This window comes from Kitasatospora sp. NPDC058243 (assembly GCF_042882025.1).
Classification (GTDB): Bacteria; Actinomycetota; Actinomycetes; order Streptomycetales; family Streptomycetaceae; genus Kitasatospora.
In genome coordinates this window covers 29,039-51,654 of record NZ_JBHVWW010000070.1, presented here as the reverse complement: position 1 = coordinate 51,654, position 22,616 = coordinate 29,039, and the positions used below count along the sequence as shown (strand labels likewise).

Annotated in this window: 22 protein-coding genes and 8 tRNA genes; 18 read left to right on the top strand and 12 right to left on the bottom strand. The window is 72.5% G+C overall.

The window, feature by feature from the left end:
* Positions 1-23: 23 nt before the first annotated feature.
* From ACFVX9_RS32935 to ACFVX9_RS32910, 6 genes are all read right to left on the bottom strand, one after another.
* Positions 24-95, bottom strand: a tRNA-Val gene (locus ACFVX9_RS32935).
* 41 nt (positions 96-136) lie between these two features.
* Positions 137-208, bottom strand: a tRNA-Val gene (locus ACFVX9_RS32930).
* Positions 209-249: 41 nt separating this feature from the next.
* Positions 250-321 (bottom strand) — tRNA-Val (locus ACFVX9_RS32925).
* A gap of 41 nt (positions 322-362) precedes the next feature.
* Positions 363-434: transfer RNA gene (locus ACFVX9_RS32920), tRNA-Val, on the bottom strand.
* 38 nt (positions 435-472) lie between these two features.
* Positions 473-543: transfer RNA gene (locus ACFVX9_RS32915), tRNA-Cys, on the bottom strand.
* Positions 544-583: 40 nt separating this feature from the next.
* A tRNA-Gly gene (locus ACFVX9_RS32910) sits at positions 584-656 on the bottom strand.
* A 321-nt stretch (positions 657-977) separates the two neighbouring features.
* On the opposite strand from ACFVX9_RS32910, the gene ACFVX9_RS32905 reads away from it, so the two are divergent.
* Genes ACFVX9_RS32905 through ACFVX9_RS32895 form a run of 3 tightly spaced genes read left to right on the top strand, consistent with a single transcriptional unit; the run spans position 978 to position 3,806 of the window.
* On the top strand, positions 978-2,039 hold the full coding sequence (locus tag ACFVX9_RS32905) for a chorismate-binding protein (protein WP_063346827.1): 1,062 nt from the start codon (positions 978-980) through the stop codon (positions 2,037-2,039).
* Entirely contained in the window at positions 2,036-2,908 is an 873-nt protein-coding gene (locus tag ACFVX9_RS32900) for an aminotransferase class IV (RefSeq protein WP_387985155.1), read from the top strand. The genes ACFVX9_RS32905 and ACFVX9_RS32900 overlap by 4 nt, the downstream gene beginning before the upstream one ends.
* 55 nt (positions 2,909-2,963) lie before the next feature.
* Positions 2,964-3,806, top strand: coding sequence for a GNAT family N-acetyltransferase (locus tag ACFVX9_RS32895; protein ID WP_387985152.1), 843 nt, complete (start codon positions 2,964-2,966; stop codon positions 3,804-3,806).
* Between the two features lie 12 nt (positions 3,807-3,818).
* Here the strand turns inward: ACFVX9_RS32895 and ACFVX9_RS32890 are convergent, their stop codons facing one another.
* On the bottom strand, positions 3,819-4,319 hold the full coding sequence (locus ACFVX9_RS32890) for a DsbA family protein (protein WP_380486034.1): 501 nt from the start codon (positions 4,317-4,319) through the stop codon (positions 3,819-3,821).
* A 110-nt stretch (positions 4,320-4,429) separates the two neighbouring features.
* Here ACFVX9_RS32890 and ACFVX9_RS32885 point away from each other — a divergent pair, with 110 nt between their 5' ends.
* On the top strand, positions 4,430-4,879 hold the full coding sequence (locus ACFVX9_RS32885) for a hypothetical protein (RefSeq protein ID WP_387985149.1): 450 nt from the start codon (positions 4,430-4,432) through the stop codon (positions 4,877-4,879).
* A 43-nt stretch (positions 4,880-4,922) separates the two neighbouring features.
* Here the strand turns inward: ACFVX9_RS32885 and ACFVX9_RS32880 are convergent, their stop codons facing one another.
* Both ACFVX9_RS32880 and ACFVX9_RS32875 read right to left on the bottom strand, forming a co-directional pair.
* Entirely contained in the window at positions 4,923-5,492 is a 570-nt protein-coding gene (locus ACFVX9_RS32880; protein WP_387985146.1) for a CGNR zinc finger domain-containing protein, read from the bottom strand.
* Between the two features lie 402 nt (positions 5,493-5,894).
* On the bottom strand, positions 5,895-6,308 hold the full coding sequence (locus tag ACFVX9_RS32875; protein WP_030056266.1) for an SsgA family sporulation/cell division regulator: 414 nt from the start codon (positions 6,306-6,308) through the stop codon (positions 5,895-5,897).
* Positions 6,309-6,503: 195 nt separating this feature from the next.
* On the opposite strand from ACFVX9_RS32875, the gene ACFVX9_RS32870 reads away from it, so the two are divergent.
* The 3 genes from ACFVX9_RS32870 (at position 6,504) to ACFVX9_RS32860 (ending at position 7,373) form a co-directional block, all read left to right on the top strand.
* Positions 6,504-6,941: a TIGR02611 family protein gene (locus ACFVX9_RS32870; RefSeq protein ID WP_063346821.1), complete on the top strand. Its 438-nt coding sequence runs from the start codon at positions 6,504-6,506 to the stop codon at positions 6,939-6,941.
* A 78-nt stretch (positions 6,942-7,019) separates the two neighbouring features.
* Positions 7,020-7,091, top strand: a tRNA-Val gene (locus ACFVX9_RS32865).
* A gap of 210 nt (positions 7,092-7,301) precedes the next feature.
* Positions 7,302-7,373: transfer RNA gene (locus tag ACFVX9_RS32860), tRNA-Val, on the top strand.
* A gap of 88 nt (positions 7,374-7,461) precedes the next feature.
* Here ACFVX9_RS32860 and ACFVX9_RS32855 read toward each other — a convergent pair.
* The gene (locus ACFVX9_RS32855; RefSeq protein WP_387985143.1) at positions 7,462-8,229 is read right to left on the bottom strand and encodes an exonuclease domain-containing protein; all 768 of its coding nucleotides are present in this window, start codon (positions 8,227-8,229) and stop codon (positions 7,462-7,464) included.
* A gap of 151 nt (positions 8,230-8,380) precedes the next feature.
* On the opposite strand from ACFVX9_RS32855, the gene ACFVX9_RS32850 reads away from it, so the two are divergent.
* The 4 genes from ACFVX9_RS32850 (at position 8,381) to ACFVX9_RS32835 (ending at position 12,884) form a co-directional block, all read left to right on the top strand.
* Positions 8,381-8,935 carry a DUF4365 domain-containing protein gene (locus tag ACFVX9_RS32850; protein ID WP_063346819.1) on the top strand — a complete coding sequence of 185 codons (555 nt, stop codon included), beginning with the start codon at positions 8,381-8,383 and terminating at the stop codon, positions 8,933-8,935.
* Between the two features lie 43 nt (positions 8,936-8,978).
* A complete protein-coding gene (locus ACFVX9_RS32845; RefSeq protein ID WP_380377229.1) occupies positions 8,979-10,178 on the top strand; it encodes a hypothetical protein in 1,200 nt (399 codons plus the stop codon).
* 87 nt (positions 10,179-10,265) lie between these two features.
* On the top strand, positions 10,266-12,245 hold the full coding sequence (gene thrS, locus ACFVX9_RS32840; protein WP_387985138.1) for a threonine--tRNA ligase: 1,980 nt from the start codon (positions 10,266-10,268) through the stop codon (positions 12,243-12,245).
* A gap of 78 nt (positions 12,246-12,323) precedes the next feature.
* On the top strand, positions 12,324-12,884 hold the full coding sequence (locus ACFVX9_RS32835; protein WP_063346816.1) for an HIT domain-containing protein: 561 nt from the start codon (positions 12,324-12,326) through the stop codon (positions 12,882-12,884).
* A gap of 69 nt (positions 12,885-12,953) precedes the next feature.
* On the opposite strand, the gene ACFVX9_RS32830 is transcribed toward ACFVX9_RS32835, so the two are convergent.
* Positions 12,954-14,594, bottom strand: coding sequence for a hypothetical protein (locus ACFVX9_RS32830; RefSeq protein WP_387985134.1), 1,641 nt, complete (start codon positions 14,592-14,594; stop codon positions 12,954-12,956).
* Positions 14,595-14,801: 207 nt separating this feature from the next.
* Between ACFVX9_RS32830 and ACFVX9_RS32825 the strand changes: the two genes are divergently transcribed.
* The gene (locus ACFVX9_RS32825) at positions 14,802-15,227 is read left to right on the top strand and encodes a thiol-disulfide oxidoreductase DCC family protein (RefSeq protein ID WP_063350974.1); all 426 of its coding nucleotides are present in this window, start codon (positions 14,802-14,804) and stop codon (positions 15,225-15,227) included.
* On the opposite strand, the gene ACFVX9_RS32820 is transcribed toward ACFVX9_RS32825, so the two are convergent.
* Positions 15,215-17,263 carry an elongation factor G-like protein EF-G2 gene (locus ACFVX9_RS32820; RefSeq protein ID WP_380377220.1) on the bottom strand — a complete coding sequence of 683 codons (2,049 nt, stop codon included), beginning with the start codon at positions 17,261-17,263 and terminating at the stop codon, positions 15,215-15,217. The genes ACFVX9_RS32825 and ACFVX9_RS32820 overlap by 13 nt on opposite strands.
* A gap of 255 nt (positions 17,264-17,518) precedes the next feature.
* Here ACFVX9_RS32820 and pgsA point away from each other — a divergent pair, with 255 nt between their 5' ends.
* The 6 genes from pgsA to pdxS all read left to right on the top strand — a co-directional run bounded on the left by pgsA (position 17,519) and on the right by pdxS (position 22,471).
* On the top strand, positions 17,519-18,166 hold the full coding sequence (pgsA, locus tag ACFVX9_RS32815) for a phosphatidylinositol phosphate synthase (protein WP_363583060.1): 648 nt from the start codon (positions 17,519-17,521) through the stop codon (positions 18,164-18,166).
* Between the two features lie 16 nt (positions 18,167-18,182).
* Positions 18,183-19,169 (top strand): phosphatidylinositol mannoside acyltransferase, encoded by a 987-nt coding sequence (locus tag ACFVX9_RS32810; protein ID WP_380486023.1) that lies wholly within the window; start codon positions 18,183-18,185, stop codon positions 19,167-19,169.
* 40 nt (positions 19,170-19,209) lie between these two features.
* The gene (locus tag ACFVX9_RS32805; RefSeq protein WP_063346813.1) at positions 19,210-20,394 is read left to right on the top strand and encodes a glycosyltransferase family 4 protein; all 1,185 of its coding nucleotides are present in this window, start codon (positions 19,210-19,212) and stop codon (positions 20,392-20,394) included.
* A gap of 96 nt (positions 20,395-20,490) precedes the next feature.
* Positions 20,491-20,856 (top strand): 5-carboxymethyl-2-hydroxymuconate Delta-isomerase, encoded by a 366-nt coding sequence (locus ACFVX9_RS32800; protein WP_380344290.1) that lies wholly within the window; start codon positions 20,491-20,493, stop codon positions 20,854-20,856.
* Positions 20,857-20,930: 74 nt separating this feature from the next.
* The gene (locus tag ACFVX9_RS32795) at positions 20,931-21,431 is read left to right on the top strand and encodes a hypothetical protein (protein WP_063350972.1); all 501 of its coding nucleotides are present in this window, start codon (positions 20,931-20,933) and stop codon (positions 21,429-21,431) included.
* A 128-nt stretch (positions 21,432-21,559) separates the two neighbouring features.
* Positions 21,560-22,471 (top strand): pyridoxal 5'-phosphate synthase lyase subunit PdxS, encoded by a 912-nt coding sequence (gene pdxS / locus ACFVX9_RS32790; RefSeq protein WP_063346811.1) that lies wholly within the window; start codon positions 21,560-21,562, stop codon positions 22,469-22,471.
* Positions 22,472-22,616: the final 145 nt, after the last annotated feature.

Sequence of the window (22,616 nt, the reverse complement as noted above, 5' to 3'; positions counted from 1 at the left end):
AGCAGACCCCGAAGGATCCGACGTGCGCGATACTGGGATTGAACCAGTGACCCCTACCGTGTCAAGGTAGTGCTCTCCCGCTGAGCTAATCGCGCCTGGTGTGGCGGTCCTGCAGCAGACCCCGAAGGATCCGACGTGCGCGATACTGGGATTGAACCAGTGACCCCTACCGTGTCAAGGTAGTGCTCTCCCGCTGAGCTAATCGCGCCTGGTGTGGCGGTCCTGCAGCAGACCCCGAAGGATCCGACGTGCGCGATACTGGGATTGAACCAGTGACCCCTACCGTGTCAAGGTAGTGCTCTCCCGCTGAGCTAATCGCGCCTGGTGTGGCGGTCCTGCAGCAGACCCCGAAGGATCCGACGTGCGCGATACTGGGATTGAACCAGTGACCCCTACCGTGTCAAGGTAGTGCTCTCCCGCTGAGCTAATCGCGCGGGGAGGTCTTCCGGCCGGAACCGGTCGAACCTCTCGGAGGTGGAGACGGGATTTGAACCCGTGTACACGGCTTTGCAGGCCGTTGCCTCGCCTCTCGGCCACTCCACCAGGCAACACACGAAGAACGATCTTACACTGTTCTCCATCGAGCGGACGACGAGATTCGAACTCGCGACCCTCACCTTGGCAAGGTGATGCTCTACCAACTGAGCCACGTCCGCCTGTCTCCCGGGACCTTCACCGCTTTTCTTCGGCTGCGCTCCCTGGCGACGTGTTGAACTCTAGCGGATTCCTGGGCCAGCTAAAAATCCGTTCCCGCAGCGTGCCGATGGGATGCCCGCCGAGCGTCTCCCCGCCGACCCCTCGACCCGGCCACCGGCCGCCACCTGCGGCGCTTCCGGACGATCATCCGCAGGCCACCCGGCGCACACCCGCGCGACGCCGGGCGCTGCTCACGCCCCCGCGCCACACCCCCGCGCCGGGCCCGCACCCCCGACCTACACTTCAGGCACCGCCGCCCAGGACCACCGCGCAGGAGAACCGTGTCCGGCCCCACCGAACCCAGCACCCCGCTCGCCCGCTTCGGCGGCCGCCTGGCCACCGGCCTGCGCGACGTCACCTCGGACCCGGCGGCCCTGGACTCCACCGGCTACTGGGCCGTCGCCTACGACTTCGAGGGTCGGCTGACCTGCGCCCGCTTCGACGACGTCCGCCCCGCCCCCGCGCCGCCCTCGGGCGCCGGCTGGCGCGGACCGGAGGCCGGCGACTGGCACAGCTCCCTGGACCGCTCCGCCTACACCGCGGGCGTACGCCGCATCCGCGAGCACATAGCCGCCGGCGAGGTCTACCAGGCGAACCTCTGCCGCGTGCTGTCCGCACCGCTGCCCGACCCGGCCCGCAGCGACGTCGACGCCCTCACCGGCCTCCTCGCCCACGGCAACCCCGCCCCCTACGCCGGCACCATCCGCCTGCCCGGGCACGGCGTCGAGATCGCCACCGCCTCACCCGAGCTGTACCTGCGCCGCACCGGCCGCACCGTCTCCTCCGGCCCGATCAAGGGCACCGGCCGCACCGAGGACGACCTCCTCGACAAGGACCACGCCGAGAACGTGATGATCGTCGACCTGGTCCGCAACGACCTCGGGCAGGTCTGCGCGACCGGCAGCGTCACCGTCCCCGACCTGTGCGCCGTCGAGAAGCACCCCGGCCTGGTCCACCTGGTGTCCACCGTCGAGGGCACCCTGCGCGAGGGCGCCGGCTGGCCCGAGCTGCTCGCCGCCACCTTCCCGCCCGGCTCCGTCACCGGCGCCCCCAAGTCCAGCGCCCTGCGGATCATCGACGCCCTGGAGACCGCCCCGCGCGGCCCGTACTGCGGCGCCGTCGGCTGGGTCGACGCCGACCGCGGCGAGGGCGAACTCGCCGTCGGCATCCGCACCTTCTGGCTCGACCGGACCGACCCCGAGGCGCCCGTGCTGCGCTTCGGCACCGGCGCCGGCATCACCTGGGGCTCCGACCCCGACCGCGAGTGGGCGGAAACCGAACTGAAGGCCGCCCGCCTGGTCGCGATAGCGTCGGGCAGCGACACCGACCCGACGGGGGCATGAACCGCCCCGCCCCCACCCCGCCCAAGGAGCAGCCCTCGATGCAGAACCCGACCACGAGCTGGGTCAACGGGGCGCTCGTCGACTCCGCCGACGCCGCCGTCTCGGTCCTCGACCACGGACTCACCACCGGCGACGGGGTGTTCGAGACCCTGAAGGCCACCGACGGCCGGGCCTTCGCCATCACCCGGCACCTCGACCGGCTCACCCGCTCCGCCCGCGGCCTCGGCCTGCCCGACCCGGACCACGACCTGGTCCGCGAGGCCTGCGCCCAGGTCCTCGCCGCCAACCCGGCCCCGCTCGGCCGCCTGCGCGTCACCTACACCGGCGGCACCTCCCCGCTCGGCTCCGAGCGCGGCACCGCCGGCCCCACCCTCGTCGTCGCCCTCGGCGCGATCAACCGCCGCCCCGACGAGACCGCCGCCGCCGTCGTCCCGTGGCGCCGCAACGAGCACAGCGCCGTCGCGGGCCTCAAGACCACCTCGTACGCCGAGAACGTCGTCGCCCTGGCCGCCGCCCACCGCGCCGGCGCCTCGGAGGCCCTGTTCGCCAACACCGTCGGCCTGCTCTGCGAGGGCACCGGCTCCAACGTCTTCGTCGTCCTCGGCGGCCGCCTGCTCACCCCCACCCTCGCCTCCGGCTGCCTGGCCGGCATCACCCGGCAGCTGGTCGTCGACTGGTGCGGCGCCGAGGAGGCCGACCTGCCGCTCAGCGCCCTCCAGGACGCCGACGAGGTCTTCCTGACCTCCACCACCCGTGACGTCCAGGCCGTGACCCGGGTGGACGACCGCGAGCTGCCCGGCATCGGCCCCGTCACCGCCAAGGCCATGGCCGTCTTCGCCGAACGCAGCGGCGACGACCTCGACCCGTGATCCCCGCAACGGCAACCCGGGCATAGGGGCCCGGGCGCGGGGAAGGGACCACCACATGACCACGACGCTGCGCCCCGAGGGCCCGGAGACACCCACCGACGCCGGCGGCCGCACCAGGCGCTGGCAGATCTGCGCCAACGGCCGCCAGGTCGGCGCGCTGCGCACCACCGCCATCCCGCACGGAAGCCAACTCTGGGGCGAGATATCGGAGTTGGAGGTCAGAGAAGGCCGCGGTCGGGGCCGCGGCACGTTCGGCGCGCTGGCCGCGGAGGAGGTGCTGCGCGGCTGGGACTGCACCCGGGTGGACGCCAACATCCCCGAGACGGCGCGGATCGCCCGGGGGCTCGCCGCCACCCTCGGCTACACCGAGCGGATGCGGAACCTGGCCAAGCGGCTGACCACCGCCCCCGCCCTGCCCGCCGGCATCACCGCCGACCGGATCGAGCCCCCGGAGTTCCAGGCCTGGCTCGACCGGGCCGCGCGGGGCTACCGCCGCTCGCTCGTGGAGTCCGGGCTCAGCGAGGAGCAGGCCTGCGCCCGATCCCAGCTGGACCACCGGCGCCAGCTCCCGCAGGGCGCCGACAGCCCCGGCGTCGCCCTGCGCCGCCTGCGCGCGGACGGCGAAGCCGAGCCGCTCGGCTCGCTCTGGGTGGACTTCCACCGGCGCGACCTGCCGAACGGCGGGCCGCTCGCCTGGGTGATGACCGTCGAGGTGTCCCCGGCCCACCGGGGCCGGGGACACGGCCGCACGCTGATGCTGCTCGCCGAACGCGAGTGCCTGGCCGCCGGCGTGCGCGACCTCGGCCTCAACGTGTTCGCCGGGAACGAGGTCGCGATCCGCCTCTACGCCTCGCTCGGCTACCGGGTCACCAACCGCATCTACGGAAAGCCGCTGTGACCCGACGTGACGTCAGGAACCCGCCGCCGCCTCGATGGCGGCCACGATGCGGTCCCGCAGGCCGTCCTGGCTCTGCCCGCCGTCCAGCCGCTGCCCGCCGATCACGTACGTCGGCGTACCGGTGACCCCGATCGCCCGGCCCTCGGCCTGGTCGGCGTCCACGGTGAGCATGTGCCGGCCGTCGATCAGCGCGGTGTCGACCTCCTCGGCGTCCACCCCGACCGCCCGGGCCACCTCCAGCAGCACCTGCTGCCCGCGGGCGTCCAACTCCTCGGCCCGGGCCAGCAGCGCCTCCACGAACGGCCAGCCCAGCCCCTGCGCGAACGCCTCCTCGGCGGCCTCCGCGGCCGCATAGGCGTGCTTGTGCTTCTCCAGCGGGAAATGGCGGACCTCGACGGGCAGCGCGTCGCCGTACCGCGCGCGCAGCGCCCGTACGTCGTCCAGCGCGGTGCGGCAGTCCGGACACTGGAGGTCGCACCAGAACTCGAGCCGGGGGAGGGAACCATCGATCATTCCCCCAGTGTTTCACTAGTGGGCGCCCGCTCCGGCCGACGGTGCGCCCCTGCGAAGGCCGACAGGGAGGCAGTGATGACCAGGACGACCGGAAGCGAAGGAGTGCTGCCGTGCTGACGGCGGCGATCAGCTTCGCGCTCACGGCGGGCGGGGTGGCCGTGGCCGGCCTGCGGGCCTACCGGCGGCGGTTCCTGTCCGCGACCCGCTGGTTCGCGGTGGCCCTGGTGCCCGCCGGGCTCTACCTGACCGGCCTGTTCCCGGTGGCCCGGACGATCGGCAGCGAGTTCGCCGACTGGGCGACGAGGCTGGTGTTCGACCCCCGGGTCTGGACCGGCATCGTGCTGCTCGGCCTCTCCGCGCTCCTGCTGGTGACGACGCGCTGGCTGGGCCGCCGGGGCGCCGTGGACGCCGCGCCGGACCGCCCGGCGGCCGCCGGTGCCGCGCCCGAGCGCCCGGCGGTGGCCGCCACGCCGCCGAAGAAGCCGGCGACGGGCAAGCGGGACGACGGCCTCGGCGACTTCTCCGACATCGAGGAGATCCTCCGCAAACGCGGCATCTGAGCGGCATCCGAACGCGGCACTCGAACCCCCGTGGGGGTCGGCGTCAGGCGGAGGGCACGGCCTCCGCCGAGCGCTGCCGTGCCCGGTAGGCGGCGACGTGCAGCCGGTTGCCGCAGGTGCGGCTGTCGCAGTAGCGCCGGGAGCGGTTGCGGGAGAGGTCCACGAAGACCCGGGCACAGTCCGGCGCCTCGCAGCGGCGCAACCGTTCCCGCTCGCCCGCCATCAGGATGAAGGCCAGCGCCATGCCCAGCTCGGCGGCGAGGTGGTCGCCGAGCGCGGCGTGCGGCGCGAAGTAGTGGATGTGCCAGTCGTGGTGGTCGTGGTTGGTCAGCCGCGGCGTCGTACCGGCGGCCGCGACGATCCGGTTGACCAGTTCGGCGGCCTCGGCGGTGGACTCCGTCCCGAACACCTCGCGCAGCCGGGTGCGCAGCTCGTGCACCTTGCGCAGGTCGTTCTCGGTCAGCGAGTCGATCTCGCTGATCTCCTGGCCGACCACGAAGGCGTCCAGTGCGGCCACGTCCGGCAGCCGCTCGGTGCCGCACACATCGGGCGCGGTGTTGAGCAGCTCGACGAGGATGCTCAGTGCGCACTCGGTGTCATGGGTGATCAGCACGTTGGGGACTCCTCGCGCAGGGGACTCCGGAACCCCGCGTCCACGGTTACCCCAGACCATACCGGGCCTTGCGGCGGAAGGGCGGTGGGTTCTTTCGAAGGTGCGTACGGATTCCGTCAGAGTGCCGTGGAGCGGACGGCGTCCGGGCGGCCGGGCCCGCGAAGGACCCCCCGAAATGCCGACGGCGCCCGGCAGCGAGGCCGGCCACCCGTATGGATGGCCGGCCTCGTTGCCGGGCGCCTGCGGTGTCGCGGACCCGCTCCGGTGGGATCGGGCCGCCCACCGGCCCCGAGGCCGCGTCGCGCGCGGCTGAGTGCTGCCGTGCCCCCGAGTAGGACGGCAGCGGTGACGGCAGGAGGTACCACCCCGCCGATGGCGGGGCGTGACCGCCTCCGGGCGGGATCAGCTTTCGGCGAGGATGTGGGACAGCTCCCGGTCGAGGTCGAAGTGGCGGTGTTCGGTGCCGGGTGGCACCGCGGCGTCCGTCCGCTTGAGAAATGACTCAAGCGCCCGGGCCGGGGCTTCCAGCAGGGCTTCTCCTTCCGGAGAGCTCAGCGCGATGCAGACCACCCCTTGCCCGTGGCTGCGGGACGGCCAGACCCGGACGTCGCCGGTACCGGTCGGTCGGTGCAGCCCCTCCGCGAGGAGATCTCGGGCGAACACCCACTCCACGGTCTCGTCGGCGCCCGTGTGGAACGTGGCGTGCACGGCGTAGGGGTCGGCGGTGTCGTAGCGCAGGCCCGCGGGGACGGGCAGTGAGGACTCGCTGGACACGATGAGGCGCAGGTGCAGCTCGCAGCTGACCGTGGTGTTCATAAGCGCCATGGCCTTTCGCTCAGTGTGCGCTCGGGGAATCGCACGTCGGCGAACGGACCATCCCACCCCCAAGCCCGATGTAAACCCCTCTGTCCCGATTCGGGCGCGAGTCGTACCCCTTACGGCGCATTGCGGAATCATCCCGGAGTGGCCCGGTCGGGCATTACCGGGCCGCTTCTTGGTTAGTTTCCTGGCATGACTGTGCGAAACGACAAGACGGCCAAGAACACGGGATCGGGTGAACCGGTCACGTCGGATGACGCGGCCGGCTCCCGCGCCCCGGCGTTCGTCCGCCGCTCGCGGCCGCTGCACCTCACCTGGCAGGTGGCGATCTTCCTGGCCGGCCTCGCCGTGGTCGTCCTCGGCGTGATCATGCTGCCGCTGCCCGGCCCCGGCTGGGTGGTGATCTTCCTGGGCATGGGGGTCTGGGCCACCGAGTTCGACTGGGCCCGGTTGGTGCTGCGGTGGAGCCGCCGCAAGGTCGCCGAGGCCGCCCGGCGGGCCATGGACCCGCGGGTGCGCCGCCGCAACCTCACCGTCACCGCCATCGGCCTCGCCGCGGTCGTCGGGATCGGCGGCTGGTACTTCGCCCGCTACGGCCTGGCCGTCCCCTGGACGGCGGGCGAGAGCTGAGCCGCCCGGGGCCGGGGGCCGCCGTGACCAGGGTGTTCGGACCACCCTCCGGGATGCGGTAATGTTTTCCCTGCACCCGGGCGATTAGCTCAGCGGGAGAGCACTTCGTTCACACCGAAGGGGTCACTGGTTCGATCCCAGTATCGCCCACCGGAATGCATTGTGATACGTGAGGCCCAGCCGATTATCGGCTGGGCCTCACGTGTATTTCCGGAATCCATCCGAAGAGCCATCCGGAATGCGGCTGAGGCTCAGTCATCTTCCGCGTGGAGCGCGAGTTCTGCGGATGCGCCAGCAGTACCCGGAAGGGGCGAGTTGTACGACGACCGCCAAATGGTGCTACTGTTCTTCTCGTTGCCCGGGCGATTAGCTCAGCGGGAGAGCACTTCGTTCACACCGAAGGGGTCACTGGTTCGATCCCAGTATCGCCCACCGGACAGCACGCAGGCCCTGACCAGGAAACCGGTCAGGGCCTGCGGCGCGTTCGGGGCCGGCGCTCGCGGGCATCCGCCGGCCGCCGCTACGCCGCCGCCTCGCAGCCGTGCTCGGGCTCCAGCCGGCGGCCGCAGCCGCACCGGGCCGGCCGCAGCGGCCAGGACAGGTCCACCCGCTCCGGCGTCCCCGACCGGTCGAACCAGTTCTGCAGCCCCCGCGCCTGCGCCGCGTGCCAGACCGCCTGCCGCAGGTGCAGCTCCGCCGCCGTCAGCCCGCCCAGCGCCGCCGGGTAGCGGGCGCCTATCCGCCGGGTCAGCGCCAGCGCCGCCGTCGCGTCCGCCGCCGCGTCGTGCGCCCCGGCCAGCTCCACGCCGTAGTGCGCGCACAGGTCGGTCAGCGTCCGACGGCCCTTGCGGTAGCGGTCCACGTGCTTGTCCAGCACCCGCGGATCCAGCACCACCAGCCCGGCCGTGCCCACCCGGTCGGTCAGCGTCAGCCCGTGATGGCGGCGCAGCTCCCGGTCCAGCAGCGTCAGGTCGTACGGCGCGTTCATCACCACCACCGGGCGCCCGGCCCTCGCCTGGTCCGCCAGCGCGCGGGTGACCTCCGCCACCACCGCGCCGACCGGGCGCCCGTGCGTCCGGGCGTGCTCGTCGGTGATGCCGTGCACCGCCCGGGCACCGTCCGGGATCGGGACGCCCGGATCGGCGAGCCAGGTGGTGGTCTGCACCGGCCGACCCGGGGCGAGTTGGACGACCAGGGCGGCCGAGACGATCCGATCGGTCTCGACGTCCACGCCGGTGGTCTCGGTGTCGAAGGAGGCGAGTGGGCCGGTGTACCAGTGCTGCTGCATGACTGCCCCTCAGGCGAGCGTTCCGCGCGCCCGGTTGATACCCGGTTCTGACACCCGTTCAACCGTTTGGCGCAAGCCCGACCGGGGATCCTGCCCGTGGGCCCGTCGTTCCGATCCGGACGGGCCCGGAGCAGGGGGAGGCCACGGGGCGATGGCACTGACGCAGCCGCAGCCCGAGGGGGCGGCGGCCGTTCTACGGGGGAACCTGGCGGTCACCGCCTGCATGGAGACGCTGCAGGTCGGCTATCTGCACGCGGTCGCCGCCGCGGCCGGCTGCTCGCTCTCCCAGCCGTTCCCGGACAACGGGATCGACTGGCAGGTCAGCCACGGCTCCCGGGCGCACGAGGTGGACGACGAGGTCACCATCAAGATCCAGCTGAAGGCCACCCAGCAGATCGCGGCCGATCCGACCGGGCCGTTCTTCAGCTTCACCCTCGACAACGACCACCTGCGCAAGCTCGCCCGGGCGAGGGTCGCCGTGCCGCGCATCCTGGTCGTGATGCTGCTGCCGCGGCGGGTCGACCGCTGGCTGCACGCCCGCCCGGACGCGCTGGAACTGCGGCACTGCTGTTACTGGGTCAACCTGGCCGGCCACCCGGTCACCGGACAGCGGCGCACCAACGTGCGGGTCCCCACCGGCAAGGTCTTCGACGACCGCGCGCTCTGCGACATCATGGCCCGGGTCGGCGCGGGTGGCAGCCCGTGACCGCCCGCCCCGGTCCCGGCCCCGGCAGCGAGGAGCAGCACCCATGACACCGCCGCACGCACCCGGCGAGCCGGTCCAGGCCCTGCCCGACCCCGCCGCCGTCGACCCGGCGGTGCTCGCCACCCTGCTCGCCCGGCACGGCTGGGTCCGGCGCGGCGGCCCCGCCGCCCGCTACGGCCGCTGGACGCCGCCCGACGACGAGTCCGGCACCAGCGTCCTCGTCCCCGCCGGGGACGGCTTCGACGACGCCGTCGACCTCCTCGCCGACGCCGTCACCGCGCTGTCCCGCTCCTCCACCCCGTCCGCCCGCGCCATCCTGCTCGCACTCGCCGTCCCCGGCGACGAACTGCGCTGGCACCGGGAGCCGGCCGGCCCCGCCGAGGCCGCCACCTGGGACGACGCCGAGCGGCTCCAACGGGCGGCCCGCGCGATGCTCGCCGCCGGGGCCAAGGCCGGCCGGGCCACGGCCGCCTACTTCGGCGCCCGGCTGGACGCCCACGCCGGGGACTTCCTGGACCGCGTCCTGGTCGTCGAGCAGGGCGCGGCCCTCACCGCCTACACCCCCGCGCCCGAGGGCCGGGCCGCCGTCACCACCCTGGTCCGCGCCCTGGAGGCACTGCGCGACGCCGTCGACTACCGCCGGGTCAGCGGGGGGCCCGAGGCCTTCGAGAACGCCGTCCAGGCCGGAGTCAGCCGGGAACTCGTCCAGTCCGTCGAGGACCTGGTCCGCGGCGCGACGGCGACCAGGCTGACCGTCGCCTGGTCCGCCGCCGCCGGGACCCCGGGCGGCTTCGGGGACCGCCGGGTCGTCCTCGACTTCTCGCCCGGCGACCTGCCCGCCCTCACCGAGGCCGCCGAACTGCTCGAACGGATCGAGCCCGCCGTCGCCGTCACCGTCGTCGGCGTGGTCGTCCGGCTCAAGCGCGCAGACCCGGCCGGACCGGGCGCGGTGCGGCTGCGCGTCCTCGGCGGCGCCGAAGTCCGCGAACTCAAGCTCCGCCTGCCCGACCCCGACTACCGGCTCGCCGCCGAGGCCCACCTCGCGGGCCTGCCGGTCCGGGTCGCCGGCCGGCTGGAGAGCCGCGGCGGCTTCCGCCGGCTCACCCGGCCGCAGGGCCTGGAACTGTGCGGCTGGGAGGACGCCGACCGCGAGCGGCTGCTGAAGTCCCTCGGGGAGGGACTCGGCGAAGAACTCGGCGAAGAGCTCGACGGAGGCCTCGGGGAAGGGGGGGAGGGGGCGTAGGTGCGCGGCCGGGTCGACGCGCTCGGTACCATCGTCACGCGCAGCGCAGTGTTGCGTCCTCTGAATCCAGCACGTCAGGAGAGACCGGTGACGGACGTCCGGGTAATCATCAACCGCGAACCCGATCGGGAAGAGCGCGTGGTGACCACGGGCACTACGGCCGCCGAGCTCTTCGCCGACGACCGCTCGATCATCGCCGCCCGCGTCGGCGGCCAGCTCAAGGACCTCGCGTACGCCGTCCAGGACGGCGACGAGGTCGAGCCGGTCGCGATCGGCAGCAAGGACGGCCTGGACATCCTGCGCCACTCCACCGCGCACGTCATGGCGCAGGCCGTGCAGCAGCTCTACCCCGAGGCCAAGCTCGGCATCGGCCCGCCGGTCAAGGACGGCTTCTACTACGACTTCGACGTCGAGAAGCCCTTCCACCCCGATGACCTCAAGGCCATCGAGAAGCGGATGCAGGAGATCATCAAGCGCGGGCAGAAGTTCTCCCGCCGCGTGGTCACCGACGAGTCCGCCCGCGAGGAGCTGGCCGCCGAGCCGTACAAGCTGGAGCTGATCGGCCTCAAGGGCTCCGCCGCCACCGCCGGCGAGGGCGCCGACGTCGAGGTCGGCTCCGGCGAGCTCACCATCTACGACAACCTGGACGCCAAGACCGGCGAGCAGTGCTGGGGCGACCTCTGCCGCGGCCCGCACCTGCCCAGCACCCGGTACATCCCGGCGTTCAAGCTGATGCGCAACGCGGCCGCCTACTGGCGCGGCAGCGAGAAGAACCCGATGCTGCAGCGCATCTACGGGACCGCCTGGCCGACCAAGGACGAGCTCAAGGCCCACCTCGACTTCCTGATCGAGGCCGAGAAGCGCGACCACCGCAAGCTCGGCAACGAGCTGGACCTCTTCTCCATCCCCGAGGAGATCGGCTCCGGCCTCGCCGTCTTCCACCCCAAGGGCGGCATCATCCGCCGGGCGATGGAGGACTACTCGCGCAAGCGGCACGAGGAAGAGGGCTACGAGTTCGTCTACACCCCGCACGCCACCAAGGGGAAGCTCTTCGAGAAGAGCGGCCACCTCGACTGGTACGCGGACGGTATGTACCCGCCCATGCAGCTCGACGAGGGCGTGGACTACTACCTCAAGCCGATGAACTGCCCGATGCACAACCTGATCTTCGACGCGCGCGGCCGCTCGTACCGTGAACTGCCGCTGCGCCTCTTCGAGTTCGGGACGGTGTACCGCTACGAGAAGTCCGGCGTCGTGCACGGCCTGACCCGCGCCCGCGGCTTCACGCAGGACGACGCGCACATCTACTGCACCCGCGAGCAGATGGCGGAGGAGCTCGACTCGACGCTGACCTTCGTGCTCAACCTGCTCCGCGACTACGGCCTGACCGACTTCTACCTGGAGCTGTCGACCAAGGACCCGGTCAAGTACGTCGGCTCGGACGAGACCTGGGAGGAGGCCACCGCCGTCCTCGCCAGCGTGGCCGAGAAGCAGGGGCTGCCGCTGGTGCCGGACCCGGGCGGCGCGGCCTTCTACGGCCCGAAGATCTCGGTCCAGGCGCGCGACGCGATCGGCCGGACCTGGCAGATGTCGACGATCCAGCTCGACTTCAACCTCCCGATCCGTTTCGATCTTGAGTACACGGCGGCGGACGGCTCGCGCCAGCGGCCGGTCATGATCCACCGCGCGCTGTTCGGCAGCATCGAGCGGTTCTTCGCGGTGCTGCTGGAGCACTACGCCGGCGCCATGCCGCCGTGGCTGGCCCCGGTCACCGTGACCGGCATCCCGATCACCGACGAGCACGTGCCGTACCTGCTGGAGGTCGCGGCCGAGCTGAAGAAGCAGGGGATCCGGGTCGAGGTGGACACCTCGGACGACCGCATGCAGAAGAAGATCCGCAACGCCCAGAGGTCCAAGACGCCGTTCATGCTCATCGCGGGCAACGACGACGTCGAGGCGGGCGCGGTGTCCTTCCGCTACCGCAACGGCGAGCAGAAGAACGGCGTGCCGGTGGCGGACGCCGTCGCCGAGATCGTGGAAGCGGTGAAGAACCGCATCCAGGTGTGACGCCTTCGGACCACCACGCGCGGGGCGGGCTCTTCATGAGTCCGCCCCGCGCGGCTTTGCAAGCAGCGCTGGGCGAATATGCTGATCAGCATGACGACTGAGCCGGAACTGCAGCGGGGCGTCGGGGAGCCGGACGGCTTCCGCCGCCTGTGGACCCCCCATCGGATGGCGTACATCCAGGGTGAGAACAAGCCCACCGGTCCGGCTCCGGACGACGGTTGTCCGTTCTGCTCGATCCCCTCGCTGAGCGACGAGGACGGGCTGGTCATCGCCCGGGGCGCCGCCGTGTTCGCGGTGCTGAACCTGTACCCGTACAACGGCGGCCACTTGATGGTGGTCCCGTACCGGCACGTCGCGGACTACACCGACCTGGACGAGGCGGAGACGGCCGAGCTGGCCGACTTCACCAAGCGGGCGATGACCGCGCTGCGGGCGGCCTCGGGGGCGCACGGGTTCAACATCGGGATGAACCAGGGCACGGCGGCCGGTGCCGGGATCGCGGCGCACCTGCACCAGCACGTGGTGCCGCGCTGGGGCGGGGACACCAACTTCATGCCGGTGGTCGGCCACACCAAGGTGCTGCCGCAACTGCTGGCGGACACCCGGAAGATGCTGGCCGAGGCCTGGCCGCAGGACTGATCGGGAACGCCGGAGGGGCCCGTCACCGCTGAGTCGGTGGCGGGCCCCTCCGGCGTGCGCGGGCCGGGGTTACTCGAACTGGTCGACCTTGTACGGGCGGGTGCCCTGGGCCTCGGACTTGATGATCGACGCGCGGTTCTTGAAGCGGTCGGTGTCCAGGTCGTGCTCCTCCAGGAACTCCAGGGTGGCGGCGTGCACGGCGCCGAGGACCGGGACGGAGGCGTTGAGCGCGTTGTCGGTCATGAACCGGCTGCCCCACGGCGGGCTCGCCCAGGCGTGCCGGAAGCCGAACGGCTCGGGCAGGCCCAGGCCGCCGCCGAGCCAGGAGAGCAGCCCGGGGGCGCGGGTGAGCGGCGCGCGCAGGGCCTGGCGGACCACCTCGTCGTTGTCGATCAGGGGGAGCTTGACGGTGCGCTCCTCCCAGAACTTGCCGGTCTTCTGGACGGTCTTCTCCTTGGCCGAGGGCTTGTCGGAGAAGACGCCGTTGACCGGGCCGAGCGCGTAGCCGGCGACGGTGACGGTGAGGGTGTTGGCGAGCAGGGTGACGGTGACGGTGAAGGTGATGATCAGCTTGCCGTCGAAGGTGATGAACTGGGTGGCGAGGTAGTGCCGGGGGCCGCCGCCGGCGAAGGTCTGCTTGTCGGCGATGGTCTGGAGGGCGAAGTCGCGCATCCGGTCGCCGTCCATGTCGGCGTTGCCGGGGCGGGAGATCTCGTCGGCGTTCTCGCCGATTTCGAGGACCGCCCACTGCTTGACCGTGATGTTGGTCATCCCGCTGTTGGCGACCTCGCTGACGGCGAGCCCCTTGAGGTGTGAGGAGATCTTCCGGACGAGGTCCCAGGGGTGGAAGGCGCGGAAGTCGGAGTGGCCCGCGGCGGGGCGCATCACGTCGACCAGGCGCCATTCGCCCCAGCGCTTGCCGACGCCGAGGATGCCCTTGGGGCCGGCGTAGTGCTGGACGTTGGTCTCCTGCTCGGCCTCCATGCGGGCGAGCTTGTCGCGCAGGTCGACGGCCTTCTTGTCGAGGTCGTCGCGGGGGACGGCCTTGGAGACGGTGGCGGCGACGGAGCTGCCCTCGGCGAGGGCGAGCCAGCGTTCGCGGAGCTCCTTGGTGGAGCGCAGCACGATGCGCCGGGCGAGGATCCCGCCGATGATCGGCGGGATCATGGCGACGCGCAGGTAGACGCCGAGCGGGCCGTGGGCGGGGGGCTTGACGAGGAACAGGACGGAGACCACGGCTGCGGCCAGGAGCGCGAGGGCGCCGTAGAGCTCGTCCTGGAGGGCCTTGCCCTTCATGAGGTAGATGCGCAGGTAGAACGCACCGATCCAGATCAGGGTGCCGGGCAGGGCGAGCAGGCCGAAGAGCAGGGTGACCACGGTGAGCTTGCGGTCCCGTGCGGCCCGCAACTCCTGTGCGGCCAGGCAGTGTTCGACGATCTGGCGGGTGTCGGTGCCGAACGAGGGCACGATCGGCTTGCGCCCGGCACCGACGGTGCGGGAGATGACGGCGGCGCTGAACGCCTCGCCGAGGTTCGCCTCGAAGAGCTTGAACCGGGGCTTCTTGTGGGTCGCGGTGGTGACCTTGCCGACGAAGTCCTCGATCTTGCCGTCGCGGTACGCGACCGAGGAGAGCGCCGGGGTGACTCCGGTTTGCGGCCCGGCGTCGGTGCGGGGTATCTGCGCACCCGGAGTCATGTCGAGTGTGGTCACGGTGGCGTCCCCTCCTCCCCTTGTCAGCGGCAGGTTATCGTGCCGTGGTGTCGCCGCGCGCATGATCGTCTGAAGTGCCGTCACGATCCGGCCGCGCCCGGGCTTGAGAGGCATGATGCCCAGCTTCGGGCTGGTCGATACCCGGTCGGCGGCGGGTCGTCGGGGTGGGGCAGGATGGCCGTGACGGCGAGGAAGGGAGCCCAGGCGATGGATCCGGTGCTGGTGTTCGACGGGGACTGTTCGTTCTGCTCGTCCTGCGTGCGGTGGGCGGAGCGCTATCTGCGGCAGACGCTGGCCTCGGGGGGCTGGGACGCGGTGCCGTTCCAGTTCGAGGACCTGGCGGCGCTGGACGCGCGCGCGGGCGGGCGGGGCGAGGTGACCGCGGAGCGGGCGGAGCGCGAGGTGCTGTGGGTGACGCCGGCGGGCCGGGTGTACGGGGGCGCGCAGGCGGTGGCGCGGCTGCTGATGCGTTCGGGCGGCGCGTGGGCGTACCTGGGGGCGGTGCTGGCGTCGGCGCCGGTGCGGCCGGTGGCGGGCCTGGCGTACCGCTGGGTGGCGCGCAACCGGCACCGGATGCCGGGGGGTACGGCGGCGTGCGCGCTGCCTCGGCGCCAGGGCGCTCAGTCGGTGTAGCGGGTGGCCAGGGCGGTCGGCATGGGTTCGTGGCGCAGGTAGGCGCGGGAGAACTCGGCGGTGCCGTGGGTGAGTGAGCGCAGGTCGACCGGGTAGCGGACGAGTTCGAGTTCGGGGACTTCGGCGCGCAGCAGGGTCAGGCCGGGGCCGCCGGTCTCGGTGCCGAGGACGCGGCCGCGGCGGGCGGAGAGGTCGCCGAGGACGGCGCCGAGGTAGTCGTCGGGCAGCAGGACGGTGACGGCGGCGACGGGTTCGAGCAGCCGGATGACGGCGTGTTCGGCGGCGTCGCGCAGGGCGAGGGCGGCGGCGGCCTGGAAGGCCGCGTCGGAGGAGTCCACGGAGTGGGCCTTGCCGTCGGTGAGGGTGACCCGGACGTCGACGAGCGGGTGGCCGGTGGCGACGCCCTTGGCGAGCTGGGCGCGCAGGCCCTTCTCGACGGAGGGGATGAAGTGCTTGGGGACGGCGCCGCCGACGACGTGTTCCTGGAACTCGAAGCCGGAGCCGGCCGGGAGGGGTTCGACCTCCAGGTCGCAGATGGCGTACTGGCCGTGGCCGCCGGACTGCTTGACGAGCCGGCCGTGGCCGGCGGCGGCGGTGCCGAAGGTCTCGCGGAGGGCGACCTGGGGTTCGACGGTGTCGACGTGGACGCCGTGCCGGGTCCGCAGGCGGTCGAGGACGACCTCGGCGTGGGCCTCGCCGGTGCACCAGAGGACGAGCTGGTGGGTGGCGGGGTTCTGTTCGAGGCGTAGGGCCGGGTCCTCGGCGGTGAGGCGGGTGAGGGCCTGGGAGAGCTTGTCGTCGTCGGCCTTGCTGTGGGCTTCGACGGCGATCGGGAGCAGGGGCTCGGGGAGGTTCCAGCCGTCGAGGTCGACGGGGTGGCCGGGGTCGTGGACGGTGTCGCCGGCGCGGGCGGTGGTGAGCTTGGCGATGCAGACGAGGTCGCCGGCGACGGCGTGCGGGACGGGCCGCTGGAGCTTGCCGAAGGGGCTGCTGAGGGCGGTGACGCGTTCGTCGCCGTTCTGGTCGGCGCTGTGGGCGGGGCCGGCGAGGTGGATGCGGGTGTCGGGGCGCAGGGTGCCGGCGTACAGGCGCAGCAGGCTGATCCGGCCGACGTAGGTGTCGCCGGTGACGCGGACGACCTGGGCGGCGAGCGGGGCGTCGGGGTCGCAGTCGGGGGCTGGGCGGGTGCGTTCGGTGGGGTCGGGGAAGGTGTGGACGATCAGGTCGAGGAGTTCGGTGGCGCCGAGGCCGTTCTCGCTGGTGGGGACGGCGGGGTGGAGGGCGCAGCCGAGGACTTCGCGGCGCAGGCCGGCTTCGAGGGCGTCGGTGTCGAGGGTGTCGCCGGAGAGGTAGCGCTCCATGAGGGTGTCGTCCTGGCCGGAGATGGCCTCGACGAGGCTGTCGTGGGCGGGCCCGGTGTCGGGCAGCGGGGTGGCCCGGCCGTAGGTGTCGCCGGTGAGCACGTCGACGCTGCCGTCGGGGCGGCCGTCGTGGAGGACGGGCAGGAAGAGCGGGCGGAGGGTGTCGGGGCCCAGGTCGAAGGCGTCGTGGCAGGCGGTGAGGATGTCGTCGAAGCCGGTGCGGGCGAGGTCGAGTTTGGCGACGGCGATGGCGCGCGGGATGCCTTCGGCGGCGCACTCGCGCCAGAGTGCGCGGGTGGGGGCGGTGACGGGGTCGGTGGCGGAGACGACGAAGACGGCGGCGTCGGCGGCGTGCAGGGCGGCGCGCAGGTCGGCGGTGAAGTCGGGGTGGCCGGGCGGGTCGATCAGGTTGATCTTGACGCCCTTCCATTCGAGCGGGAGCAGCGAGAGCTGGACGGAGCGCTGCTGGTGGTGCTCGATGTCCTCGTGGTCGGAGACGGTCGTGCCGTCGGTGACGCGACCGGCCCGGCCGGTGGCGCCGGAGGCGAGGGCGAGGGATTCGGCGAGGGTGGTCTTGCCCACACCGCTGGAGCCGATGAGGACGACGTTGCGCAGGTCCCGGGGGGCGGTGACGGCGGGCGCCTGGGCGGCTCGTGCCGTGCTGCGGTCGGGCATCGGGGTCTCCTCCCGTCGCGCCGGGGCTGTCCTTCGAAAGTGTAGGTGCGGGTGCTGCGGCGGCGCGTGTCGTACGGGTGGGCGGTGACCGTCCGTGTGTGGGACGTGGCCGGGGTGTCGTCGGGCGGTGCGTGCGACGGAGCGTGCCTCCGGCCTGGCTACGATGGGTGGGCCGGACGGGCTGATCCGTCCGGCCGTCTGCCGCGCGTGTTGCGCCAGGCGGGTACCAGGGAGATCGGAGCGGTCGGGAAGGCCATGCTCAACAAATACGCGCGTGCCTTCTTCACACGTGTTCTGACCCCGTTCGCCGCGTTCCTGATCCGGCTGGGCGTGAGCCCGGACGCCGTGACGCTGATCGGTACGGCCGGTTCGGTGGCCGGTGCGCTGGTGTTCTTCCCGCGCGGGGAGTTCTTCTGGGGCACCATCACGATCACGCTGTTCATCTTCTCGGACCTGGTGGACGGGAACATGGCCCGCCAGCTGGGCCGGAGCACCAGGTGGGGGGCGTTCCTGGACTCCACGCTGGACCGGGTCGCGGATGCGGCGATCTTCGGTGGTCTGGCGATGTGGTACGCGGGCAAGGGTGACGACAACCTGCTGTGCGCGGTGGCGATCTGCTGCCTGGCGAGCGGGCTGGTGGTGTCGTACACCAAGGCGCGGGCGCAGAGCCAGGGGCTGCCGTGCGACGTGTCGGGGCTGGTGGAGCGGGCCGAGCGGCTGGTGGCCAGCCTGGTGGCGGCCGGGGTCGCGGGTCTGCACAAGTTCGGGGTGCCGTACGTGGAGTGGCTGCTGCCGGTGGCGCTGTGGCTGGTGGCGGTGGGCAGTCTGGTGACGGTGTTCCAGCGCATGCTGACCGTGCGCCGGGAGGCGTTCGAGGCCGACCGAGCGGCGGCCGGGAGCTGATGGGGGGCGTCCTGCGGTGACGGACCGACTGGTGTACTGGGCGTACGCGCTGGGCTGGGCGGTGCTGAAGCACCTGCCGGAGCGGGTGGCGCGGGGCCTGTTCGACCGGCTGGCGGACTACGCCTGGCGCCGGCGCGGCAAGCGGGTGCTCCAGTTGGAGGCGAACCTGCGCCGGGTCCGTCCAGGGCTGGACGAGGCGGGCCTGCGGGCGCTGTCCCGGGCCGGGATGCGCTCGTACCTGCGGTACTGGATGGAGTCGTTCCGGCTGCCGGTCTGGAGCCGGGAGCGGGTGGCCCGGGACGTCCGGTCGGAGGGCCTGGAGAACCTGCGAGAGCACATCGAGGCCGGTCGGGGCGCGGTGATCGCGCTGCCGCACATGGGCAACTGGGACCTGGCGGGCACCTGGGTGGCGCAGCTGGGCTTCCCGTTCACCACGGTCGCGGAGCGGTTGAAGCCGGAGCGGCTGTTCGACCGGTTCGTGGAGTTCCGGGAGGGCCAGGGCATGGAGGTCCTGGCGTTGACCGGGGGCGGGGTGAACGTGATCGGCACGCTCGCGCGACGGCTGCGCGAGGGCCGACTGGTCTGCCTGGTGGGGGACCGGGACCTCTCGGAGGCGGGCGTGGAGGTGTCGTTCTTCGGGGAGGCGACCCGGATGCCGGCCGGTCCGGCGGCGCTGTGCCAGCGCACCGGGGCGGCGCTGCTGCCGGTGACGCTCTGGTACGACGGCCCGGTGATGCGGGCGCGGATCCACCCCGAGGTGCCGGTGCCGCAGGAGGGCGACCGCAAGGAGCGGACGCAGGCGATGACGCAGGCGCTGGCGCAGGTGTGGGAGCAGGCGATCCGCGAGCACCCCGAGGACTGGCACATGCTGCAGCGGTTCTGGCTGGCCGACCTCCCGGTCCGTGAGACGGTGGAGGAGGCGGCCGCGCCGCACTCCGAGGCGGCCCGGGCGGCCGCGCCGGAGCCGGCCGGCGAGCCGGCGGCCGAGGCCTCCGGGGCCTGATCCCGGCCAGCAGGAGTACCCGAAGGAGCATGAGGAACCCGTGAAGATCGGCATCGTCTGCCCGTACGACTGGGACGTCCCCGGTGGGGTGCAGTTCCACATCCGGGACCTGGCCGAGCACCTGATCGGTCTGGGCCACGAGGTCTCGGTGCTGTCGCCGGCCGAGGACGAGGAGGCGCTGCCGCCGTACGTGGTCGGTGCCGGGCGGGCGGTGGCGGTGCCGTACAACGGGTCGGTGGCGCGGCTGAGCTTCGGCGTCCTGTCGGCGGCGCGGACGCGGCGGTGGCTGCACGAGGGCCGGTTCGACATCCTGCACGTGCACGAGCCGGCCGCGCCGAGCGTGTCGATGCTGGCCGCCTGGTCGGCGTCCGGGCCGATGGTGGGGACGTTCCACACCTCCAACCCGCGCTCGCGGGCGATGATCGCGGCCTCGCCGATCCTGCAGCCCGGCCTGGAGAAGATGCGGGCGCGGATCGCGGTGTCGGAGTACGCCCGGCGGACGCTGGTCGAGCACCTGGGCGGCGACGCGGTGGTGATCCCGAACGGCGTGGACGTCGGCTTCTTCGCGGACGCCGAGCCGGACGAGCGCTGGCGCGGCGGCGCGGCGGCGGGGGAGCCGGGCACGATCGGCTTCGTCGGCCGCATCAACGAGCCGCGCAAGGGCCTGCCGACGCTGCTGGCGGCGCTGCCGAAGATCCTGGCCGAGCGGCCGGGCGTGCGGCTGCTGGTGGCGGGCAAGGGGGACGAGGAGGAGGCCGTCGCCGGCCTGGCGCCGGAGGTGCGCCGGCAGGTGGAGTTCCTCGGCATGGTGAGCGACCGCGACAAGGCCCGGCTGCTGCGCAGCGTGGACCTGTACGTGGCGCCGAACACCGGTGGCGAGAGTTTCGGGATCATCCTGGTCGAGGCGATGTCGGCGGGCGCCCCGGTGCTGGCCAGCGACCTGGACGCGTTCAAGCAGGTGCTGGACGGCGGGGACGCGGGCGAGCTGTTCCCGGTGGAGGACGCGGACGCGCTGGCTGCTGCGGCGCTGCGGCTGCTGGGCGATCCGGGGCGGCTGGGGGAGCTGAGCAAGGCCGCTTCGCGGTACGTGCGGCGGTTCGACTGGTCGACGGTCGGTGCGGACATCCTGGCGGTGTACGAGACGGTGGCGGCGGGGGCCGCGGCGGTGGTCGAGGAGGACGTGCGCAGCGGCCGGCGCGGCCGGTTCGGGCTGGCGCGGGACTGAGTGCGGGACCGAGCCCGGCCGGCCCGGGACTTTTCCGGGGTGCCGGCGGCGTTAGGGTCGGTCGACCGTATTCGGGCACGACGCATGGGGGCACCGATGCCGCAGATCTCCGTCGACTACTCGCCGAGCCTGGCCGGCTCCTTCGACCGCCGGGCGCTGGGCGTGGCGATCAACCGGCTCGCGGTGGGGACGATCGACGCGAAGCCGGAGGCGTGCAAGACGCTGTTCCGGCAGAACGACGACTTCGTGGTGGGGGAGGGCGAGGAGGCCGCCGCGCAGGTGTACGTCGAGTTCCAGATCTTCCCGGGCCGTACGCCGGAGGCGAAGGCGGCGCTCAGCGAGGGCGTGCTGGCGCTGCTGGCCGAGCACGTCGCGCCGGCGCCGGGCACCCGGCTGCACACCGCGGTGAACGTCTCCGACATCGACCGCGGGTCCTACCGGAGCGCGAGCGCGGAGGGCTGAGCCGGTGACACCCGGTAGCGTTGCGCCCCGTGACTACCTGGATCTGGGCCGGCGTGGCCGTGGTGCTGTTCGGCATGTACCTGAGTTGGACGGCCGGTCGGTTGGACCGGCTGCACGCCAGGATCGACGCCGCGCGGGCGGCGCTGGACGCGCAGCTGGTCCGTCGGGCCTCGGTGGCGATGGAGCTGGCCACGTCCTCGCTGCTGGACCCGGCGGCCTCGCTGCTGCTGCTGGACGCGGCGCACGCGGCCCGGCAGGCCGAGGACGACCAGCGTGAGGTGGCGGAGAGCCAGCTGAGCCTGGCGCTGCGGGCGGTGTTCGCCGAGCCGGAGCAGGTGGCGGCGCTGGTGGCGGAGCCGGGCGGCGAGGACGCGGTGCGCGACCTGACGGCGGCGGTGCGCCGGGCGCCGATGGCGCGCCGGTTCCACAACGACGCGGTGCGGGCGGCCCGGGCGGTGCGCGAGCACCGTCTGGTGCGGTACTTCCGGCTGGCGGGGAAGGCTCCGTTCCCGCTGGCGTTCGAGATGGACGATGCTCCGCCGCCCGCGCTCACGCCCGAAGGGGCACCCGCCTAGGCTGTGCTCGGATACGGCCCGTTTGTCGCATCCCGTCGTCCGGGCTGGACTTGGTGGCGCATGGTTGCGTCACCCGTTCCGCCTACCATAGGGCGATAGCACTGGTTCATCTTCGAGTGAGGTCTCACGTGTCCACCACCCCCACCACCGCAGACCAGCCGCAGATCGGTACCGCCCGGGTGAAGCGCGGCATGGCCGAGCAGCTCAAGGGCGGTGTGATCATGGACGTGGTCAACGCCGAGCAGGCCAAGATCGCTGAAGACGCCGGCGCGGTGGCCGTCATGGCGCTGGAGCGGGTTCCGGCCGACATCCGCAAGGACGGCGGCGTGGCCCGGATGTCCGACCCGAACATGATCGAGGAGATCATCGAGGCGGTCTCCATCCCGGTGATGGCCAAGTCGCGGATCGGCCACTTCGTCGAGGCCCAGGTCCTCCAGTCGCTCGGCGTCGACTACATCGACGAGTCCGAGGTGCTGACCCCGGCCGACGAGGTCAACCACTCCGACAAGTGGGCCTTCACCACCCCCTTCGTCTGTGGCGCCACCAACCTGGGCGAGGCCCTGCGCCGCATCGCCGAGGGCGCGGCCATGATCCGCTCGAAGGGCGAGGCCGGCACCGGCAACGTCGTCGAGGCGGTCCGCCACCTGCGCCAGATCAAGAACGAGATCGCCAAGCTGCGCGGCTTCGACAACAACGAGCTGTACGCCGCCGCCAAGGAGCTGCGCGCCCCGTACGAGCTCGTCAAGGAGGTCGCCGAGCTCGGCAAGCTGCCGGTCGTGCTGTTCTCCGCCGGTGGCGTGGCCACCCCGGCCGACGCCGCGCTGATGCGCCAGCTCGGTGCCGAGGGCGTCTTCGTCGGCTCGGGCATCTTCAAGTCGGGCGACCCGGCCAAGCGCGCCGCCGCCATCGTGAAGGCCACCACCTTCTTCGACGACCCGAAGATCATCGCGGACGCCTCCCGCAACCTCGGCGAGGCCATGGTCGGCATCAACTGCGACACCCTGCCGGAGACCGAGCGCTACGCCAACCGCGGCTGGTAGTCGTCCCCTGTGCCGGGCCCCCCCCACGCCCCTGTTCGCGGTGGGGCGCGTCCCTCCCACCCCTCGAAAGACCGAAACAGGGCTAAAGACACTAAAACCCCCCTCCTCCGATTTCTCCTCCCCCCAGGTGACCTCCCCAGAAACC